The organism is Streptomyces justiciae, from assembly GCF_015163075.1.
Classification (GTDB): Bacteria; Actinomycetota; Actinomycetes; order Streptomycetales; family Streptomycetaceae; genus Streptomyces; species Streptomyces justiciae.
On record NZ_JADDXU010000011.1, the window covers coordinates 211,720 to 228,876 of the forward strand.

The window sequence follows — 17,157 nt, forward strand, 5'->3', positions numbered from 1 at the left end:
GCCCGGACGGTCGACGTTCCGGCTCGCTCGGGATCGCGGGACGGATGACATGGGGGTCATCCGATCGGTTGACCTGCGGAGCCCTCGGAGGCGGTGACAATGGAGGTGTTTGCCCAGTTCAGCGCCCACAGCCGGGAAAGGAGGCGGGCCCCTGATGCCGGACCGCCCGGACCCGTCGAACCGCCCGGCCCCTTCGGACCTGCCCGACCGCCCGGACGAACCGAGCGCCGTCGACACCCGGTGGCTCGGCGTCGTCCTGCACGCCGCGTTCTTCCTGCTGCTCGGCGGCGCCCTCGCCCGCTTCCTGCTGCGCCATCCCGGCGAGCCGCGCACGCCGTGGATCATCGCGCTGTGCGTCGTCCTCGTCGTCCTGCATCTGCTGGGGCCGAAGGCGGGCAGCCCGGGACCGCGGCACTCCGCGTGGCTGGCGCTGGTCGTCGTGGTGTGGATGGTGCTGGTCGTGCTCGCGCCCAGCTTCGCCTGGTGCGCGGTGCCCCTCTTCTACACCGGTCTGCGCACGCTGCCGCCGCGCGCGGCGCTCGTCCTGGTGGCGGTGCTGACGGTGTTCGTCGTGGCCGCGCAGGTGCAGCTCGGCGGGCGTTTCGACCCGAACCTGGTGCTCGCGCCGCCCGCGGTCGCCGCGCTCGCCACCGCCGTCTTCCTCCAGATGGAGCGGCAGACCGACCGGCAGCGCGCCCTCATCGACGACCTGATCCGCACCCGCCGCGAACTCGCCGCCTCGGAACGCCGCGCGGGCACGCTCGCCGAGCGGGAGCGACTCGCCATGGAGATCCACGACACGCTCGCCCAGGGCCTGTCCAGCCAGCGGATGCTGCTTCAGGCGGCGGACCGGGTGTGGGACGGCGAACCGGACAAGGCCCGCGCCCACGTCCGCACCGCCGCGTCCGTCGCCGAGCACAACCTCGCCGAGGCCCGCCGTTTCGTGCACGACCTCGCGCCCGCCGACCTCGCTCGCGGCGGCGGCCTCGACGAGGCGCTGCGCACGCTGGCCGGCCGGGAGTCCGGTGGGCAGTTGACCGTACGGCTCCACGTGGACGCCGACGAGGAGCGGCTCACCCGGCTGCCGGACCGCGTCCAGTCCGCCCTGCTGCGCATCGCCCAGGGCGCCCTGGCCAACGTCCGCGAGCACGCCGGCGCGAGCGGGGCCGCGCTGACCCTCACCCTGCTCGACGACGAGGTCGTCCTGGACGTCTCCGACGACGGCCACGGCTTCGACCCCGCCAAGCTGCCCGACTCCCCCGACGGCGGCCGCGGCCACGGTCTGCCCGCGATGCGGGCCCGCCTGCGGGCGCTGGGCGGCACCCTGACCGTGGAGTCCCGCCCCGGCGAGGGCACGGTCCTGTCCGCCGCGGTTCCCTTGGAGGCGCAACGATGACCCCTGATGTCCCCCGGGAGACGCCTTGACGACCCCTGCCCCCTCCCGCCACGTGCGCATCCTCGTCTGCGACGACCATGCCGTCGTACGGGCCGGACTGCTCGCGCTGCTCGACAGCGCCCCGGACATCGAGGTCGTCGGGGAGGCCGGCACCGGTGAGGAGGCGCTGGCGCTGGCCGCGAAGCTCACGCCGGACGTGGTGCTGATGGACCTCCAGCTGGGCGAGGGCATCGACGGCGTGGAGACCACCCGCCGCCTCACCTCCGCGCCAGGCGACCGCCCGCACGTCCTGGTGCTGACGACGTACGACACCGACGCCGACATCACCCGCGCCATCGAGGCGGGCGCCACCGGCTACCTCCTCAAGGCCGAGCGCCCCGACGAGTTGTTCGCGGCGATCCACGCCGCAGCCGAGGGCCGCACCACGCTGTCGGCACCGGTCGCCGGCCGGGTGATGGCCAACCTGCGCAAGCCCCGCCCCACCCTCACCGACCGCGAACGCGACATCCTCACCCAACTGGCCCGCGGCATCGGCAACCGGGACATCGCCCGCGCCCTGTTCATCAGCGAGGCCACAGTGAAGACCCACCTCCGCCGCATCTACGACAAACTCGGCGTCGACACACGCGCAGGCGCGGTAGCGGTCGCCAAGGAGAGACGACTCCTGCCGTAAGCACGCCCGCCCGCCTCAAGACCGTTCCAGGGCACCCACTGCGAGCCGCATCCGCACGTACCTCCCACCGCCCGGACCTGGCCGATCCCGACCGTCCGGCCGCCAACCGTGCCGGGCGTAGAAGCCCTGGGCCCGGCTGTTGCGGTCCCACGCCTCCAGGACACCCACCGACAACGCCTCCTCGCGCAGGAACCGCACGAACGCCGCGTGCAAGCGGCCGCCGATGCCGTGTCCCCAGAGGCCGGGGCGGACGTGGATCTGGTAGAGCTGCCCCGCCGTTGCGCGGTCGACGTCAGCGTCGTAGGGAGGTCCCATCGAGAGAATGCCGACGATCTCACCGTCGCGCTCCGCGCAGAGAACGGTCCTGTCGTCGGAGCCGACAGCACGCGCCCAACTCGCCCGCCGATCCGCGAGTGCCTCGGGGGAGGTGAGTTCGGCGTCCGTCACCCCGCCCGCCTGGTAGTACGCCGTGCGGGCCACCGTGTGCAGGTCGGTGATGCCGTCCACGTCGGCCAGGCGTGCGACGCGCAGCGACGTCCGGGAATCAGTCACCTCCCCAAGACGTGTCGACCGCGATCCTCGGTTCCGTCCTCAACTCCGGCCCGCCGACGCGAGGGTGCGTTCCGCTCGCTCGGCGATTTCTGTCACGAGGTCGGTTGCCGAGGATGCCTCGGTGATGAGGTCCAGGGCCTCGCCCGCCCAGATCGGGACGACGTCGAGGTCGCCTCTCTGGGCGGCTTCGCGGTAGGTCTGTCGGGCGGTGGCGTCGTGGCGGAGTTCCTCCTCGTGGCCGCGCCAGCGGTCGATGACGGCGTTGCGGAGGGTGCGGGCGGTGTAGTGGCCGGGCCAGGGGGCGCCGCGGGCGATGTCCAGGACACGGTTGCGCTCGGTGTCCTCGCTGCCGGCGGCGAGCAGCCTCGTCACCAACTCCGGTGCCACCAGCGCCTCCTGACTGACCTGGAACCGCGTGCCCATCACCGCACCCGCCGCGCCGAGCGCCAGCACGGCGGCCAGGCCGCGCCCGTCAGCGATCCCGCCGGCCGCCAGCACCGGTGTCGGCGCCGCGAGGTCGGCCACGGCGGGGACGAACGGCAGCGTCGCCCGCAGCCCGCCGTGTCCGCCCGCCTCGCCACCCTGGGCCACGACGAAGTCGGCACCGGCGTCGAGGGCTTGCCGCGCCTCGTCGAGCGTGGTGACCTGCACCATGAGCCGGGCGCCCGCGTCCCTGATCCGGTCGGCGAAGGGGGTGGGGTCGCCGAAGGAGAGCAGCACGGCGGCGGGCCGGTACTCCAGCGCCCACGCGACGGTGTCGAGGTCCACCTCCCAGCTCAGGAAGCCGATCCCCCACGGCCTGTCGGTCAGCCGGACAGCGAGCTTCAGCTCGCGCCGCAGCCACTCCCGTCCGCTGCGGCCGCCCGCCACCATCCCCAGTCCGCCTCCCTCGGAGACCGCCGCCGCGAGCGCTCCGCCGGCGGAACCGCCCATGGGGGCGAGGACGATGGGGTGCCGTACGCCGAGAGATTTCGTGAACGCCGTCGTCAAGGCCATGGGCCCCATCATCGAGGTCGCGCGCGAGGAGCCGCACGCTTCCGGCCACCCTCCCGCCGACGTGCCCGTGTCGCCCCGGCCACCGCCCCGCGCGGACGTAACGTGGTGGCTGCCGATGCCGTAAACCCCTGGATGGCGTGATGTGTTGGAGTGCGACGGCCGACCTGGTGGCCGGTACGGCGGTCGCGGGCGTCGGTGTCGCCTGTGTGGCGCGGGTGCGTGATCCGCGCGATCTCCCGCTGGCGGGGCTGCCGTTGCTGCTCGGGGCGCATCAGATCGTCGAGGCGCTGGTGTGGAACGCCGGTGGCGGCAGCGGGGCCGCGACGGTGGTGTGGGCCGTGATCGCGTTGCCGGTACTGGCCGCGGGGGTGCCCTTGGCCGTCTGGTGCGCGGCTCCGCCACGGGTCCGGCGCCGGCTGGCCCTTCCCCTGGTGATCGGCGGGGCGACCGCGGCGGCGCTCGCCCATGCCCTGGCCTCCGGCCCGGTGACAGCCGAGATCCGCGGCCACACGATGGGCTACTCGATCGGCCTGTCGCACACCCCCCTGCTCATCGCCGGGTATCTGCTGGCGACCGTGGGCTCCCTGCTGCTCTCCGGCGACCGGCGGCTGTTCGTGCTGGGCGGGCTCGTCGCCGTGGGTGCGGCGGTCTGCTCGGCGCTGTGGCGGCTGGAGTTCATCTCGACGTGGTGCGCGCTGGCCGCCCTGTGCTCGGTGGTGCTGCTCGGCTGGGTCCGCGCACGGCCGCGCGGCGCGGTGGTCGCGGCCTGACGCCAACCATCCCCACGGCCCGCCCGGCACGGTGTCCGCCGCCAGACGCCAACCATCCCCACGGCCCGCCCGGCACGGCGTCCACCGCCAGACACCAACCATCCCCACGACCCGCCCGGCACGGTGCCCGCCGCCTGACACCAACCATCCCCACGACCCGCGGCGCGGTGCCCGCCGCCTGACACCAACCATCCCCACGACCCGCCCGGCACGGCGTCCACCGCCAGACACCAACCATCCCCACGACCCGCCCGGCACGGCGTCCACCGCCTGACGCCAACCATCCACACGGCCCCGCGGCGCAGTGGCCGGCGCCTGACCCCACCGATCTTTCCGGAGCCGCCTGCGCACCGCGCCCCGCATGGGCCAGGATGAGCGGGTCATGCACCCGCACGTCAGCCACCGTCCAGCGCCTCTGCCCGTGTTGCGGGCCGCGGTGTTCGCCGTCGTCGGCGCCGTGCTGGGGGTGAGCGCCCATCATCTGTTCGGCGCGGAGTCCGTGCCGTGGGCGCAGGCGTCGACCGTGACCGGCGGGCTCTTCGCGCTGGGGCTGGTCGGTGTGCGGCGGCCACGGCATGTGGGCACGGTCGTCGTGTTCAGCGTGGCCGGGCAGTCGGGGCTGCATCTGTGGCTGACGCTCACCACGCACACCCCGCAGGCCCACGGCCACGTCCACCACGCCGGCCAGGCGATGGGGCACGAGCGGCTGCACGACTCCGTGGCCATGACGGTCACCCACGCACTGGTCGCCGTACTCGTCGCGGTGTTGCTGCATCGCGCGGACGCCGCCTGCTGGACGCTCGCCCGGGGCGTGGGCGCGGTACGGGCCCATGTCACCGCCGTCCGGGCGCTGTTCACCCGGCCGCGAGCGACCGGGCTGCTCGATGTGCCCGTTCCGATGAGGACCGAAGGGGCGCAACCCACCTTCGCAGGGACCGTCCTCGCGCACGCAGTGGTGCGGCGGGGGCCGCCACCCGGTCGGGCAGATCTCGTCAACTGACCCGATCGGGGCGCGCGTTCGGCTTCGCCGTACGGCGGCTCCGTCAACCCCCCATGCCTGGAGACACCCATGTCCCGCACCATCCGCCGACTGACCGTCGCGGCCGCCGCCGCGGCAACCGCCGTACTGTTCACCGCCGTTCCGGCCGCCGCCCATGTCGAGGTCGAGTCCGACGACGCGCAGGCCCTCGCCGAGAACGCCGAACTCGCCTTCACCGCCGAGTCGGAGTCCGCCACCGCCGGGATCACACAGATCCGGGTGGTCCTGCCCGAGAGCATCGCCCCGTCCGACGTGACGTACGGGAAGGGGCCCGAGGGCTGGAAGTTCACCGCGACGGACGACGGCTACACCGTGAAGGGCGCGGCGCTGAAGGTCGGCGCCGACGCCGAGTACTCCGTCGTCGTACGGCAGTTGCCCGACGCGAAGGAGCTGGCGTTCAAGACGCTCCAGACGTACGGCGACGGCAAGGTCGACCGCTGGATCGAGCTGGACGAGTCCGGCGACGACGACGGACACGGGCACGGCGAGGGCAACCCGGCCCCGGTGCTGAAGCTGAAGGCGGCCGCGCCGGGGGCGACGCCGGTCAGCCCCTCCCCCAGTGCGTCCGCGACACCGACCAGCGAGGAACCCAGCACCTCGCCGACCCCGCAAGCCGCCGACACCGAGGAGAAGGACGACGACGGCGGTCTGTCCACGGGGGTGTGGGTCGCGATCGCGGTGGTGCTCGTCGTGGCCGTGGCCCTGGTGGTCGTACGACGCCGGGGCGGCGTCCGGCAGTAGGGCCACCGCGGCACTCCCGACTCAAAAGCCCTCGCATCCCGGCGAGTTCGGGTTGCGGGGGCTGGTCATGGGCGCGGTTCGCCGGGACGATCCGGGGGACACCGTCGAACCGGCGCGGAGGAGTGCCCCCGATGAAGGCCATCGTCCAGTACGCGTACGGCTCCACCGAGACTCTGCAACTGCGGGACGTCGAGCGTCCCGTGCCCCGCGACGACGAAGTGCTGGTGGAGGTGCGTGCCGCGGGCGTCGACCCGAGCGTCTGGCATCTCATGACCGGGCGGCCCTACATCGCCCGGCTCAGCCCTGAACTCGGCCTGCGCCGTCCCGCTCACGTCGTGCGCGGCTGGGACGCGGCGGGGCTGGTGGCGGCGGTCGGGGAAAAGGTGACCGGGTTCAAGCCGGGGGACGAGGTGTTCGGGCAGTGCGACGGCTCCTTCGCCGAGTACGCCCGTGCCAAACCCGACCAGCTCGCCGCGATGCCCGACGGCCTGTCCTTCACGCAGGCCGCCGCCCTGCCCGTCTCCGGCGTGACCGCGCTCCAGGCCCTCGACATGGCCCTCCCACGGCCCGGCCAGAAGGTGCTCGTGATCGGCGCCTCGGGCGGCGTGGGGACGTACGCCGTGCAGCTGGCCGCCCATTACGGGGCCCAGGTCACCGGAGTGTGCGGGCCCGACGCGGCCGATCTGGTCCGGTCACTCGGGGCGGCCGACGTCATCGACTACACCCGGGAGGACGTCACCGACCGTCCCGTCCGCCACGACCTCGTCGTCGACACCGCCGGGAACCGTTCCCTGACCCGGTTGCGCCGGGTCCTCGCGCCGCGGGGCACGGTCGTCTTCGTGGGCGGCGAGGAGGGCGGGCCCGTGCTGGGCGGCCTGGACCGCTGGGTGCGCGGTCTGGTCCTGTCGCCCTTCGTGGGCCAGCGCCTGCGTCCGGTGTTCGCCCGCACCCGGCAGCCGGACCTCCTCCGCCTCAAGGCCCTCGCGGAGACGGGCGCGATCGCCCCGGTGATCGACCGCACCTATCCGCTGGACGAGGCCGTGGCCGCCGTACGCCATCTGGAGAACGGGCATCCGCGGGGCAAGCTCGTCGTCACCGTCTGAGCGCGTCAGCCCTCGCTCGGGGGTTCCAGGCGGGCGAGCCAGGTGGTGAGCAGCTCTTCGAGGGTCTCGGCCTCGGCGGGGGTCAGCAGGTCCAGCAGCCGGCGTTCGTTGTGCATGTGGTCGGTGAAGGCCCGGTCGATCAGTTCGCGGCCGGGCCGGGTGAGGGCGACGATCCGGCCGCGCTGGTCGTCGGCGGAGCGGCGGCGGGTGACGAGTCCGGCCCGCTCAAGACGGTCGATGCGCTTCGTCATCGCGCCGGTGGTCACCATGGTGTGCGCGGCGAGCTCGCCGGGTGCCCGCTCATAGGGCTCACCGGCGCGGCGCAGGGCGCACAGCACGTCGAACTCCCCCTCGCCGAGGCCGTGACGGCCGTAGACGAGCACGAGTTCCTCGGTGAGCCGGCCGGCGAGGCGGTGCAGCCTGCCGATCACTCCCTGCGGGCCGACGTCGAGGTCGGGTCGCTCGCGGCGCCAGTCGGCCTGGATACGGGCCACACGGTCCGGCGTTCGCCGGTCTTCCACGGACATGCACCCCATATTAGCTTCCCGGGAAGTTATATTGGCTTCCATGGAAGCAAATACCCGATGGGTGGCGCTGACGGCGGTGGCACCGGTGGCCTGGGGCACCAACTACTACGTCACCCACGAGTTCCTGCCGACGGACCGCCCCTTGTACGGGGCGGCGCTGCGGGCGCTGCCGGCCGGTCTGGTGCTGCTCGCCCTCGCCCGGCGGCGGCCGCACGGGGTGTGGTGGTGGCGGTCGGCGGTGCTCGGGCTGCTCAACGTGAGCGTCTTCTTCGTCCTCGTCTACGCCGCCTCGCAACTGCTTCCGACGAGCGTGGCCTCGACCGTCATGGCGGTCTCCCCGCTGACGATGATGCTCATCGCCTGGTCCCTGGTCGCCGAGCGGCCCGGCGCCGCGCATCTCACCGGCGCCGCGATCGGGCTCGCCGGGGTCTGTCTGATGCTGTTCACCGGGGCGGAGGGGGTGAGCGTGCCGGGGGTGCTGGCCTCGGGCGGGGCCATGCTGGTGTCGGCGTTCGGCCACATCCTGACCAAGCGGTGGAACGCCGGCGGCGCGGTGCTCGCCTCGACCGCCTGGCAGCTCACCGCCGGGGCGCTGTTCCTGCTGCCGGTCGCGGCGGCCGTGGAGGGCCCGCCGCCCGCCCTGTCCGCACCGGCGCTCCTCGCGTTCGCCTATGTCTCCGTCGTCGCCACGGCACTGGCCTTCACGGTGTGGTTCGCCGGACTGCGACACCTGCCGTCAGGGACGGTCGGCCTCGTTGGGCTGCTCAATCCCGTGACCGGCGTCCTGCTCGGCACGGTGGTGGCGGGCGAGGCGCTGACCGTACGGCAGCTGGGCGGGCTGGGGCTGGTGCTGCTCGGGGTCGCGCTCGGCCGCCCGGGACGCGCGAAACCGGTGCCCCGGGCCGTGCCCGCCGCCTGCAACGCCCCTTGAGACAGGGCAAGGTGGAGGGGTGAGCGAACGGCACTTCGACATTTGGGCCGCCGGCGACGCCTACGAGCGGTACATGGGCCGGTGGAGCCGACGCGTGGCCGACGAGTTCGTCCGGTGGCTGGGCTGTCCGCCCGAGGCCCGGTGGCTGGACATCGGCTGCGGTTCGGGGGCGCTGACCTCGACGGTGGCCGTACGGTGCCGACCCCGGGCGCTGCTGGGCGTGGAACGGTCCGCCGGGTTCGCCGCGACGGCACGCGCCGCCGCTCCCCCGCCCGCCCGTGTCGCCGTGGCGGACGCCCAGGCGCTGCCGGTGCGGGACGCGGTCTTCGACGCGGCGGTCAGCGGGCTGGTGCTCAACTTCCTTCCCGATCCCGGCGTCGCACTCGCGGAGGCGGTGCGGGTGGTGCGGCCGGGCGGTGTCGTGGCCGCCTATGTGTGGGACTACGGCGAGGACATGGGGTTCCTGCGCCACTTCTGGGCCGCCGCGACCACGGTCGACCCATCGGCCGCGGCCCACGACGAGGGCCGCCGCTTCCCGCTCTGCCGACCGTCCGCGCTGCAACTCCTTTGGGCCGGGGCAGGGCTGACCGAGGTGACGGTCGTACCGGTCGAGATCCCGACCGTGTTCGCGGACTTCGACGACCTGTGGACGCCGTTCCTGTCCGGCCAGGGCCCGGCACCCGGGTACGTGGCCGCCCTCGCCCCCGACCTCCGGGAGCGGCTGCGACGGACGCTGCGCGAGCGGGTGCCGACAGGGGCGGACGGGACGATCGAACTGACGGCTCGTGCCTGGGCCGTGCGCGGGCGCAAGCCAGGAGCTAGCGAAGCGTGACCGTGGCGCCGTACGTCTCGAGGAGGTGCACCATCTCCTCGAAGTAGGTCAGCTCCGACGCGGGATCGGGGAAGTCGTCCGCGAACGCCTCCCGCGCCACCTGGGAGTCGTGCCAGACCAGCGTGAAGGGCGGGGCGATGCCGAGGCCGCCGCCCAGGCAGTCCTTGAAGCCGTCCCACTCCCGCCCGAAGAAACTGCCGGGCCCGACCAGCGCCTCGGCCAGCGCGCAGTACAGGCCGGGCCGGTCGGTGACGAACCTGCCGTCGAGATGGTGGACGCCACCGGAGCGGTCCGGTCCCTGTGCGTTCCTGTCGGGGGTCGTCAGGTCGAGCCACGCCTGTCTGCCCTCGGTGCCGTACGGCGCCCAGAGGTTGCGGGTGGCCGGGAAGCCTCGGTACCAGGCATCCCAGACCGGACGAGCCGCCGTCGAGGGCCGGTCGGGGCCGCCGTCGGTGAGCTTGATGTCGAAGAGGTCGGCGCCGAGGACGGACGGGCGTGCCGTCTCGATGCGCAGATACACGGGGAGCCGGTACATCTCCTGGCCGTTCCGGTCGAGCGCCCGCAGCTCCACCCGGTCCTGGTCGTACTTGCGGCGGCGGCGCAGCACCGTGAGCAGCGGCTCGGCGGGCTCGCAGCCGATGAGGTGCAGCGGCACGGCGGGGTGGCCGTAGCGCGGCACGAACAGGCCGTCGATCTTCTGGCACCATCCCGCGGACGGCAGATCGTTGCTGGTGGCCGCCAACATCTTGAACCGCGGCTCGGCCGGCAGGGTGTGTCGCCAGTGCCGTTCCTCCTCGACCCCGGCGCCCACGACGACGTCGACCAGGCCCGGGTCGCCGGCGTTCGGCTGGTGGGCCAGCACGACGGTGTCGACGAGGGACCACCACTGCAGCGGCTGTTCCTCGTCCCAGACCTCGACGCACACCTCCCCCAGCAGCGCGGTCGCCTCGCCGTCCGGCGCCAGCGCGTCCCGCAACGGGCCTTCCGGGGTACAGCCGCGCAGGGTCAGGACCTCGCGCCGGGGCGGCAGCTTGTCGACGAAGAGCCCCTCGACACCGGCGCACCGCCCCCAGTACTCCTCGTCGCCGTCGTAGTCCACCTGCACCAGCAGGTACCGCACCGGGAAAGCCCGCTCCCAGACCGCGTGTTCCACGCCGCCGCCCACCCCTGTCCCGTCGTCCACAACGGCACACAGTAGGTCGGCGGCGACGCGCTGAGCACGGGGTTTTTACGCGTGCGGGCCGCGCACCAGGGCGCAGACGAAGTTCTCCTCGATCTTGCGCATGCGCTCCACCTGGTCGGCGTCCATGGCCTTGTTGATCTGTGTGGTGACGGAGAACGTCACCGAGCGGCGCCCGTCCGGGGTGGCCGCGACGAACTGCGTGTAGCCGAGGGTGTTGCCGGTGTGGCCGAACACGGCACCGCACCGGGTGTCGTACCGGAACAGCGCCAGCCCCGCCCGGTTGTGTCCAGGCCCCGCGGGCTCGGAGGAGCCCTCGACCCACCGACGCTGCGCGTGGATCTCACGCCCGCCGAAGAGCGCGCCGCCGACGTAGCCGCGGACGAAGCGGGTCATGTCCGCCGGCGTGGAGACGATGCCTCCGGAGGCCCACACCCCGGACATGCCCAGCACCTCGCTGACGTCCTCCGGCGCGGCCCCCGGCTCGACGGCGTAGCCGTGCATGTACGGCTTCGGCATGCGGTAACCCTGCGGAAGGCTGGTGCGGTGGAGGCCGAGGGGCGTGTAGACGAGTTCGCGCAGGAGGCGTTCGTACGGTGTTCCGGTCGCGGCCTCCGCCATCAGCGCGACGGCGATGTTGTCGGAGTTGGAGTACTGGTAGCGGCTGCCCGGCGTGAAGCGGAGCGGCTCGTCGGCGACGTAGTCGAGCAGGCGGCGGGAGTCGAAGTGGTGCCGTGGGTCGGCGCGGATCTCGTCCCGGAACGCGGTGCTCTCCGAGAAGTCCGGCAGCCCGCTGGTGTGCTGGAGCAGTTGGCGCAGTGTCACCGCGCCCCACGCCTTCGGCAGTTGGGGCAGCCGCTCGCGCAGGCTGTCGTCGAGGTCCAGGGCGCCGCGGTCCACCAGCGCCAGGGCGACGGCACCGCTGAAGGCCTTGGCCGTGCTGGCGATGCGCATGTGGTCGTCCGGGTGGGGCGGGCGGCCGGTGCGGACGTCGGCGGTGCCCGCGGTGAGGACGCGGGTCTTCCTGCCGTAGTCCAGGACGGCGATGACGGCGGGTGGGCCGCCCTCGCTGCGGACGAACCGGTCGATCTGCTCCTGGAGTCGGTGGTCGTCGCCGCGCTTCGGTGTCGCGGACGCGGGGCTGGAAGCGGTGACCGGGGTCAGTACGGCCACGCAGAGGGCGGCCACGGAGGCGGCACGCAGGCTGGAACGCAGAGGCATCGAGGGCTCCCGGGGGGGGTGGGCTGGACTGCGGTCCAGCCTCTCCACCCCCGGCCGTCACCTGCTTCTTCTGCTGCTGCATCCGGCCCAGTCGGGGTTCACTGCGCCCAGTGCGGCGTCCAGACCTGCCGGGTGCCGTGCCCCTGCCGGGCGGAGTCGAGGTGGGCGCGCAGCGCGGTGAGGGCCGGGTGGGGGTTGTCGGCGCGCCAGATCAGGGAGTGCGGGTAGACCGGCATCGGGTCGTGCAGGGCGATGCGTCGCAGGTCGTGGTCGGCGGGCCAGCCGAGGCGGGTCTGCGCGCCGACCAGGGTGGCCAGGGAGGGCGAGTCGGCGATGGTGTCCAGGAGCGGATCGGTGCCGAAGTCGGGTCCGGTGGCCTCGATGGTGAGGCCGAACGCGGCGGCGAAGTCGTCGTAGTAGGCCGCCCACTCGGTGCCGTCGACGAGGCCGGGCATCCAGATCCGGTGACCGACAAGCCGGTCCGGGGTGACCGCCCGGGCCGCGGCGAGGGCGTGCCGCGGGCCGGTCAGGAGTTGCACAGGCTCGTCGTGGACTCGGGCGGTGGCGATGCCGTCGGGGAGCCTGCGGGCGGGGACGGTGACGGCACGGAAGGACGCGTCGATCGTGCCGGAGCGGACCGCGGCGAACGCCTCCTTGGCGTCGAAGAGGGTCACCACGTCCAGCTCGATGTCCGGATGGGCGCGATGGAAGCCGCGCAGGACGTCCGCCGGGGCCAGCCGGCGGCCGATGACGTCCACGCGCAGCGCCCGGCGGCCGGGCCGCACGGAGGCCACGGCCCGCTCCTCGGCGTCGAGGAGGGCCCGGGCGTGCGGCAGGAACGCCTGGCCGTCGATGGTGAGCCGCACTCCCCTGGCCGTGCGGGTGAACAGCCGTACGGCCAGGTCCTTCTCGAGCGCGGCGACGCGTTTGGAGACCGCCTGCTGGGTGATCGACAGGGTCGCGGCGGCGTCCTGGAAGCGTCCCGTGTCCGCGGCCGTCACGAACGTGCGCACACCTTCGAGGTCCATGGCCGCCATCGTAGAGCCACAACTTTTGGTTGTGTCGGGGCCGCGTGGCGGTTGTTTGATCCGGGCGGGCCCGGCCGGGTTGGATGTGCGGGTCGGCGAGAGGCGGGTGCGGTTCATGGGGGCGAGACGTTCGCTCGGGCGGTCCTTCGGGTGGCTGTGGGCGGCGTACGGCGTCAGCGCGCTCGGCACCTGGCTCGCCTTCGACGCGTTCGCGCTGGTCGCCATCCTTGTCCTGCACACCGGGCCTGCCCAGGTGTCGGCGCTGTCGGCGGCCGGCCTCGCGGTCGGGGCGGTGGTGGCGGTGCCGCTGGGGCCGTGGGTGGAGTTCCGCCGGAAACGGCCGGTGATGATAGGGATGGACCTGGTCCGGTGCGCCGCGCTGATGACGATCCCGGTGGCGTTCGCCTTCGACCGGCTGACGTTCGGACAACTCCTGGTTGTGTCGGTGGTCGTCGCCGCGGCCGACATCACCTTCACCGCCGCGTCCGGCGCGTGCCTCAAGGCGCTGGTGCCGCGGGAGGATCTGCTCGTCGCCAACGGGCGGTTCGAGGCGACGACCTGGAGCACCACCATGGTGGGCCCGCCGCTCGGTGGCGCCGTCGTCGCCCTGTTCGGACCGGTGACGACCATCGCCGCCAACGCCGTCAGCTTCCTTCTCTCGGCCGGGGGAATCCGCGCCATGGGCGGCACCGAGCCCCGGCCCGAACACCCCTCGGCCCACGCGAAACTCCGGGCCGGTGACCTCCTCCACGGCTGGCGCTTCCTCCTCACCCACGCGACGCTGCGCCCCCTGTTCTTCAACAACGCCCTCGTCAACGGCCTGATCATGGCGGCCCAGCCGCCCCTCGCCGTCCTCATGCTCGGCCGTCTCCACTTCACGCCCTGGCAGTACGGGCTCGCCTTCGCCCTGCCCTGCCTGGGCGGGCTGATCGGCTCGCGGCTGTCGCGGCGCCTGGTCACACGGTTCGGGCAGCGCAAGGTCCTGCTCGTCGCCGGGACGCTGCGGGCGTGCTGGGGGCTCGGGCTGGCCTTCGTCGGACCCGGGGCGGCGGGGCTGGTGCTCGTCATGGCCGTGGAGTTCGGGCTGATCACCTGCGCGGCCGTCTTCACGCCCGTCCTGGCGACCTACCGGCTCGAACGCACCCCGACCGACCGCCTCGCCCGCACGCTGTCCGCCTGGTCCATCACGGTCAAGCTGACCATCGCCGCGCTCACCGCACTGTGGGGCCTGCTCGCCGCCGCCACGGGCCCGCGCGTCGCCATCGCTGCCGCCGGGCTGCTGTTGCTGGCGACGCCGTTTCTCTTGCCGCGGGGAGCGCTGCGCTTGGGCGAGGCGGACGGGGATGACGGGGACGACCGTAGGGACCCGTCGCTCACCGCCGCACACTGACGGGGCCGCCCGGTCGCCGGGTCGCCTCACAGACGTACGACAATCAGCGCGATGCCGTCCGCCGCGCACCCGTCGACCAGGCCACCTCACAGCCGTACGACGATCAACGCCGTGTCGTCCGTCGCTCCTTCCGGCGGCAGCAGCTCAAGCAGCACCGCGTCCGCCATCGCCGCCGGTTCGGCCGTGCGGTGGCGGGCGAGGGAGTCCGCCAGGCGTGCCAGGCCCGCGTCGATGTCCTCGCGGCGGCGTTCCACCAGCCCGTCGGTGTACAGGACCAGCGTGTCGCCGGAGCGGAAGCCGGCCGTCGCCTCGGGGCGGGCGACAGGATCGGGGCTGGCGTCCAGCGGCGGGTCCGTCGCCGCGTCGAGGAACTCCACCCGGCCGTCGGCGTGGACCAGCGCCGGCGGGAGATGCCCGGCGCTGCTGTAGGTGACGGTCCGGGCGTCGAAGTCGACGAACGTGGTGACCACCGTCGCGGACTCGGCACCGGGGACGACGTTCGCGTACCGGCCCACCACGTCGAGGGCCTGCGCCGGCCCCTCGGCCACCCGGGACGCGGCGCTCAGCGCGCTGCGCAGCTGGCCCATCACACAGGCCGCCGCCAGTCCGTGCCCGACGACGTCCCCAACCGCCACGCAGATGCGGTCGCCGCCGATCCGTTCCACGAGGTCGTACCAGTCGCCGCAGACGTTCAGCGCGCCGACGGCGGGCCGGTAACGTACGGCGGCCCGGTGGTCGCGCACCTGCCGCGGCGCCGGGAGCATCGCCTCCTGGAGGGCCAGGGCGACCTCACGCTCGCGGGCGTGGGCCTTTCTCAGCCGTTCGTTGACCTCCTGCAACTCCCGGGCACGGATGTACAGTTCGGCCTCCAGGGCACGGGCCCGGGTGCCGACTGGGCCACCGCGGTCGCGGATGAACTCGGTGACCTCCTCCACCCGGTGCACCAGCAGGACGACCTTCCCGTCCGGCCCGAACACGGGAGCGTTGACGGGGCTCCAGTAGCGCTCCTCCCAGCATCCCGGCTGCTCCAGCGACTGGACGTCGTAGCGCTGGACGGCCATGGTGTCGCGCTCGCCGGTGGTCAGGACGCGCTGCAGGGAGGCGGCGAGGTTGCGCATGCCGGAGGCGGCCGGGTCGCCGGGGTTGTCGGGGAAGACGTCGAAGAGATAGCGGCCGACGAGCTGCTGCCTGCTGCGTCCGGACATGCGGACGAACTCCTCGTTGGCGTCCACGTACACCAGCTCGGGCGTCAGGACCGCCACCATGCCGGGCAGGGCCTGGAACACCGCCGCGTAGTCGATCCCAGCGTCCGCCATGGCTCCGCCGCCTCACTGCCGATATCGCACCACTTCCCACGATATGGGCCCAAGGGCCTGCCCGGTGCATCGGATCTGCCGTAGACGAGGGGGCGGGTACGCCGGCCCTGACAGAGCGGGCAGCCGCTCTTCTCCGATCCGACCTGATCCGCCGGACAGCCCGGGCCGCGGATGCCCCGCCGCCCCCGTGCTCCACCCCGTCCGGGCCGGAAAACCGGTTGCCGCCAGGCCCTCGCCGGGGGCTAGATTCCGCGCATGGCAGACATCCAGGGCTCGTACGACGATCTGTTCATGGCGGTGCCCAACGCGCTGGCAGCCTTCCTGGACGAGGGGGACACCGGCGGCTCGGCGGCGGTGTTCGTCGACGGCAAGGCCGTGGTGGACGTGTGGGGCGGGTACGCGGACGCCGGGCGGAGCAGGCCGTGGGAGCGGGACACCGTCACGAACGTCTTCTCGGTGACCAAGACGATGACGGCCCTGTCCGCGCTCGTCCTGGTGGACCGGGGCGAGCTCGACCTGGACGCGCCGGTCGCCCGCTACTGGCCCGAGTTCGCCGCGGCGGGCAAGGACAAGGTGCTCGTACGGCATCTGCTGTCGCACACCGCGGGCCTGCCCGACTACGACGGGCCCGTCGCCGAGATCTACGACTGGCCCAGCGTCACGGCGCGGCTCGCGGCGCTGGCCCCGCAGTGGGAGCCGGGGACCGCGGCCGGCTACCACTCCCTCACGCAGGGCTTCCTGGTGGGCGAGGTGGTGCGCCGGGTGACGGGCCGCACCCTGGGCACGTTCTTCGCCGAGGAGGTGGCCGGGCCGCTCGGCGCCGACTTCCACATCGGCGTGGGCCCCGAGGACGACCACCGCGTGGCGCTCGCCGTCCCGCCGCCCGGGCACGACGAGGACTACACCGCGAGCGCCCCGAACGCGGACCCCGAACCGGCCACCGCGACCGCCCTTCGAGTCCGGGACGCCAACAGCATCCCCTGGCGCCGGGCCGAGATCCCCGCGGCCAACGGCTACGGCAACGCCCGCTCCGTCGCCCTCGTGCAGTCCGTGATGGCTTGCGCGGGCGGGATCGGCGCGGTCCGGCTGCTGTCCCCGGGCGGGTGCGAGCGGGCGTGGGAGGAGCAGTTCAACGGCGAGGACCGCACCCTGGGCATGCCGATGCGCTGGGGCCTGGGATACGGCCTCTTCGGCACGGCGTACGGCTGGGGCGGTTGGGGCGGCTCACTCGTCATGCTCGACCCCTCGGCCCGCCTGGCGGTCGCCTACGTGACCAACCAGATGCGCGAGCCCGCGAACGACCAACGGGGCCTGGAGATCGTCTCGGCAGCCTACGAGGGCCTCCAGGGCCTACCCACCTGACATCGGTCCGGGACCGCGTGCCGCTCGTTGCCCCGGTCCCTGTCCGGCGTTCCCGGCCAGGTACGTAGGGCGCGCCCCGATCCTCAGCTCATCCCTTCCG

At 73.4% G+C, this 17,157-nt stretch carries 17 protein-coding genes; 10 read left to right on the top strand and 7 right to left on the bottom strand.

Translation table 11 applies throughout. The features are described 5' to 3' along the window. The first annotated feature begins 154 nt into the window (after window positions 1–154). On the top strand, window positions 155–1,396 hold the full coding sequence (locus IQ210_RS28890) for a sensor histidine kinase (protein ID WP_194082086.1): 1,242 nt from the start codon (window positions 155–157) through the stop codon (window positions 1,394–1,396). 25 nt (window positions 1,397–1,421) lie between these two features. Then, on the top strand, window positions 1,422–2,069 hold the full coding sequence (locus IQ210_RS28895) for a response regulator (protein WP_228048480.1): 648 nt from the start codon (window positions 1,422–1,424) through the stop codon (window positions 2,067–2,069). Between the two features lie 15 nt (window positions 2,070–2,084). Here IQ210_RS28895 and IQ210_RS28900 read toward each other — a convergent pair whose 3' ends face one another. Together IQ210_RS28900 and IQ210_RS28905 are read right to left on the bottom strand one after the other, a co-directional pair. Next, on the bottom strand, window positions 2,085–2,621 hold the full coding sequence (locus IQ210_RS28900; protein WP_322656907.1) for a GNAT family N-acetyltransferase: 537 nt from the start codon (window positions 2,619–2,621) through the stop codon (window positions 2,085–2,087). Between the two features lie 39 nt (window positions 2,622–2,660). After that, window positions 2,661–3,617, bottom strand: a complete 957-nt coding sequence (locus IQ210_RS28905; protein ID WP_194082087.1) for an NAD(P)H-dependent flavin oxidoreductase — start codon at window positions 3,615–3,617, stop codon at window positions 2,661–2,663. Between the two features lie 140 nt (window positions 3,618–3,757). Between IQ210_RS28905 and IQ210_RS28910 the strand changes: the two genes are divergently transcribed. From IQ210_RS28910 to IQ210_RS28925, 4 genes are all read left to right on the top strand, one after another. Continuing rightward, window positions 3,758–4,387 carry a DUF6629 family protein gene (locus IQ210_RS28910; protein ID WP_194082088.1) on the top strand — a complete coding sequence of 210 codons (630 nt, stop codon included), beginning with the start codon at window positions 3,758–3,760 and terminating at the stop codon, window positions 4,385–4,387. Between the two features lie 382 nt (window positions 4,388–4,769). Next, on the top strand, window positions 4,770–5,387 hold the full coding sequence (locus tag IQ210_RS28915) for a hypothetical protein (RefSeq protein ID WP_228048481.1): 618 nt from the start codon (window positions 4,770–4,772) through the stop codon (window positions 5,385–5,387). Between the two features lie 69 nt (window positions 5,388–5,456). After that, window positions 5,457–6,167 carry a DUF1775 domain-containing protein gene (locus IQ210_RS28920; RefSeq protein WP_194082090.1) on the top strand — a complete coding sequence of 237 codons (711 nt, stop codon included), beginning with the start codon at window positions 5,457–5,459 and terminating at the stop codon, window positions 6,165–6,167. A gap of 131 nt (window positions 6,168–6,298) precedes the next feature. Further along, the gene (locus IQ210_RS28925; RefSeq protein WP_194082091.1) at window positions 6,299–7,270 is read left to right on the top strand and encodes an NAD(P)-dependent alcohol dehydrogenase; all 972 of its coding nucleotides are present in this window, start codon (window positions 6,299–6,301) and stop codon (window positions 7,268–7,270) included. A gap of 5 nt (window positions 7,271–7,275) precedes the next feature. Here the strand turns inward: IQ210_RS28925 and IQ210_RS28930 are convergent, their stop codons facing one another. Further along, window positions 7,276–7,797 carry a MarR family winged helix-turn-helix transcriptional regulator gene (locus IQ210_RS28930; RefSeq protein ID WP_194082092.1) on the bottom strand — a complete coding sequence of 174 codons (522 nt, stop codon included), beginning with the start codon at window positions 7,795–7,797 and terminating at the stop codon, window positions 7,276–7,278. A 40-nt stretch (window positions 7,798–7,837) separates the two neighbouring features. Between IQ210_RS28930 and IQ210_RS28935 the strand changes: the two genes are divergently transcribed. Next, entirely contained in the window at window positions 7,838–8,728 is an 891-nt protein-coding gene (locus IQ210_RS28935; protein ID WP_194082093.1) for an EamA family transporter, read from the top strand. A 19-nt stretch (window positions 8,729–8,747) separates the two neighbouring features. Continuing rightward, window positions 8,748–9,560 carry a class I SAM-dependent methyltransferase gene (locus tag IQ210_RS28940; RefSeq protein WP_194082094.1) on the top strand — a complete coding sequence of 271 codons (813 nt, stop codon included), beginning with the start codon at window positions 8,748–8,750 and terminating at the stop codon, window positions 9,558–9,560. On the opposite strand, the gene IQ210_RS28945 is transcribed toward IQ210_RS28940, so the two are convergent. The 3 genes from IQ210_RS28945 to IQ210_RS28955 form a co-directional block, all read right to left on the bottom strand. Then, window positions 9,547–10,743 carry a barstar family protein gene (locus tag IQ210_RS28945; RefSeq protein WP_322656909.1) on the bottom strand — a complete coding sequence of 399 codons (1,197 nt, stop codon included), beginning with the start codon at window positions 10,741–10,743 and terminating at the stop codon, window positions 9,547–9,549. The genes IQ210_RS28940 and IQ210_RS28945 overlap by 14 nt on opposite strands. 45 nt (window positions 10,744–10,788) lie before the next feature. Next, window positions 10,789–11,961, bottom strand: a complete 1,173-nt coding sequence (locus IQ210_RS28950; protein ID WP_194082095.1) for a serine hydrolase domain-containing protein — start codon at window positions 11,959–11,961, stop codon at window positions 10,789–10,791. A 98-nt stretch (window positions 11,962–12,059) separates the two neighbouring features. Then, window positions 12,060–12,989 carry a LysR family transcriptional regulator gene (locus IQ210_RS28955; protein WP_194082096.1) on the bottom strand — a complete coding sequence of 310 codons (930 nt, stop codon included), beginning with the start codon at window positions 12,987–12,989 and terminating at the stop codon, window positions 12,060–12,062. Between the two features lie 115 nt (window positions 12,990–13,104). Between IQ210_RS28955 and IQ210_RS28960 the strand changes: the two genes are divergently transcribed. Continuing rightward, window positions 13,105–14,379, top strand: a complete 1,275-nt coding sequence (locus tag IQ210_RS28960; RefSeq protein WP_194082097.1) for an MFS transporter — start codon at window positions 13,105–13,107, stop codon at window positions 14,377–14,379. A gap of 86 nt (window positions 14,380–14,465) precedes the next feature. On the opposite strand, the gene IQ210_RS28965 is transcribed toward IQ210_RS28960, so the two are convergent. Beyond that, the gene (locus tag IQ210_RS28965; protein WP_194082098.1) at window positions 14,466–15,695 is read right to left on the bottom strand and encodes a PP2C family protein-serine/threonine phosphatase; all 1,230 of its coding nucleotides are present in this window, start codon (window positions 15,693–15,695) and stop codon (window positions 14,466–14,468) included. 255 nt (window positions 15,696–15,950) lie between these two features. Here IQ210_RS28965 and IQ210_RS28970 point away from each other — a divergent pair, with 255 nt between their 5' ends. Further along, window positions 15,951–17,057 carry a serine hydrolase domain-containing protein gene (locus IQ210_RS28970; protein WP_194082099.1) on the top strand — a complete coding sequence of 369 codons (1,107 nt, stop codon included), beginning with the start codon at window positions 15,951–15,953 and terminating at the stop codon, window positions 17,055–17,057. Window positions 17,058–17,157: the final 100 nt, after the last annotated feature.

Bases quoted from the DNA above. Each gene is read 5' to 3' on its own strand.
- IQ210_RS28890 (WP_194082086.1), top strand. From the start codon at position 155: ATGCCGGACCGCCCGGACCCGTCGAACCGCCCGGCCCCTTCGGACCTG.
- IQ210_RS28905 (WP_194082087.1), bottom strand. From the start codon at position 3,617: ATGGCCTTGACGACGGCGTTCACGAAATCTCTCGGCGTACGGCACCCC.
- IQ210_RS28910 (WP_194082088.1), top strand. From the start codon at position 3,758: ATGTGTTGGAGTGCGACGGCCGACCTGGTGGCCGGTACGGCGGTCGCG.
- IQ210_RS28915 (WP_228048481.1), top strand. From the start codon at position 4,770: ATGCACCCGCACGTCAGCCACCGTCCAGCGCCTCTGCCCGTGTTGCGG.
- IQ210_RS28920 (WP_194082090.1), top strand. From the start codon at position 5,457: ATGTCCCGCACCATCCGCCGACTGACCGTCGCGGCCGCCGCCGCGGCA.
- IQ210_RS28925 (WP_194082091.1), top strand. From the start codon at position 6,299: ATGAAGGCCATCGTCCAGTACGCGTACGGCTCCACCGAGACTCTGCAA.
- IQ210_RS28930 (WP_194082092.1), bottom strand. From the start codon at position 7,797: ATGTCCGTGGAAGACCGGCGAACGCCGGACCGTGTGGCCCGTATCCAG.
- IQ210_RS28935 (WP_194082093.1), top strand. From the start codon at position 7,838: ATGGAAGCAAATACCCGATGGGTGGCGCTGACGGCGGTGGCACCGGTG.
- IQ210_RS28950 (WP_194082095.1), bottom strand. From the start codon at position 11,961: ATGCCTCTGCGTTCCAGCCTGCGTGCCGCCTCCGTGGCCGCCCTCTGC.
- IQ210_RS28955 (WP_194082096.1), bottom strand. From the start codon at position 12,989: ATGGACCTCGAAGGTGTGCGCACGTTCGTGACGGCCGCGGACACGGGA.
- IQ210_RS28960 (WP_194082097.1), top strand. From the start codon at position 13,105: ATGGGGGCGAGACGTTCGCTCGGGCGGTCCTTCGGGTGGCTGTGGGCG.
- IQ210_RS28965 (WP_194082098.1), bottom strand. From the start codon at position 15,695: ATGGCGGACGCTGGGATCGACTACGCGGCGGTGTTCCAGGCCCTGCCC.
- IQ210_RS28970 (WP_194082099.1), top strand. From the start codon at position 15,951: ATGGCAGACATCCAGGGCTCGTACGACGATCTGTTCATGGCGGTGCCC.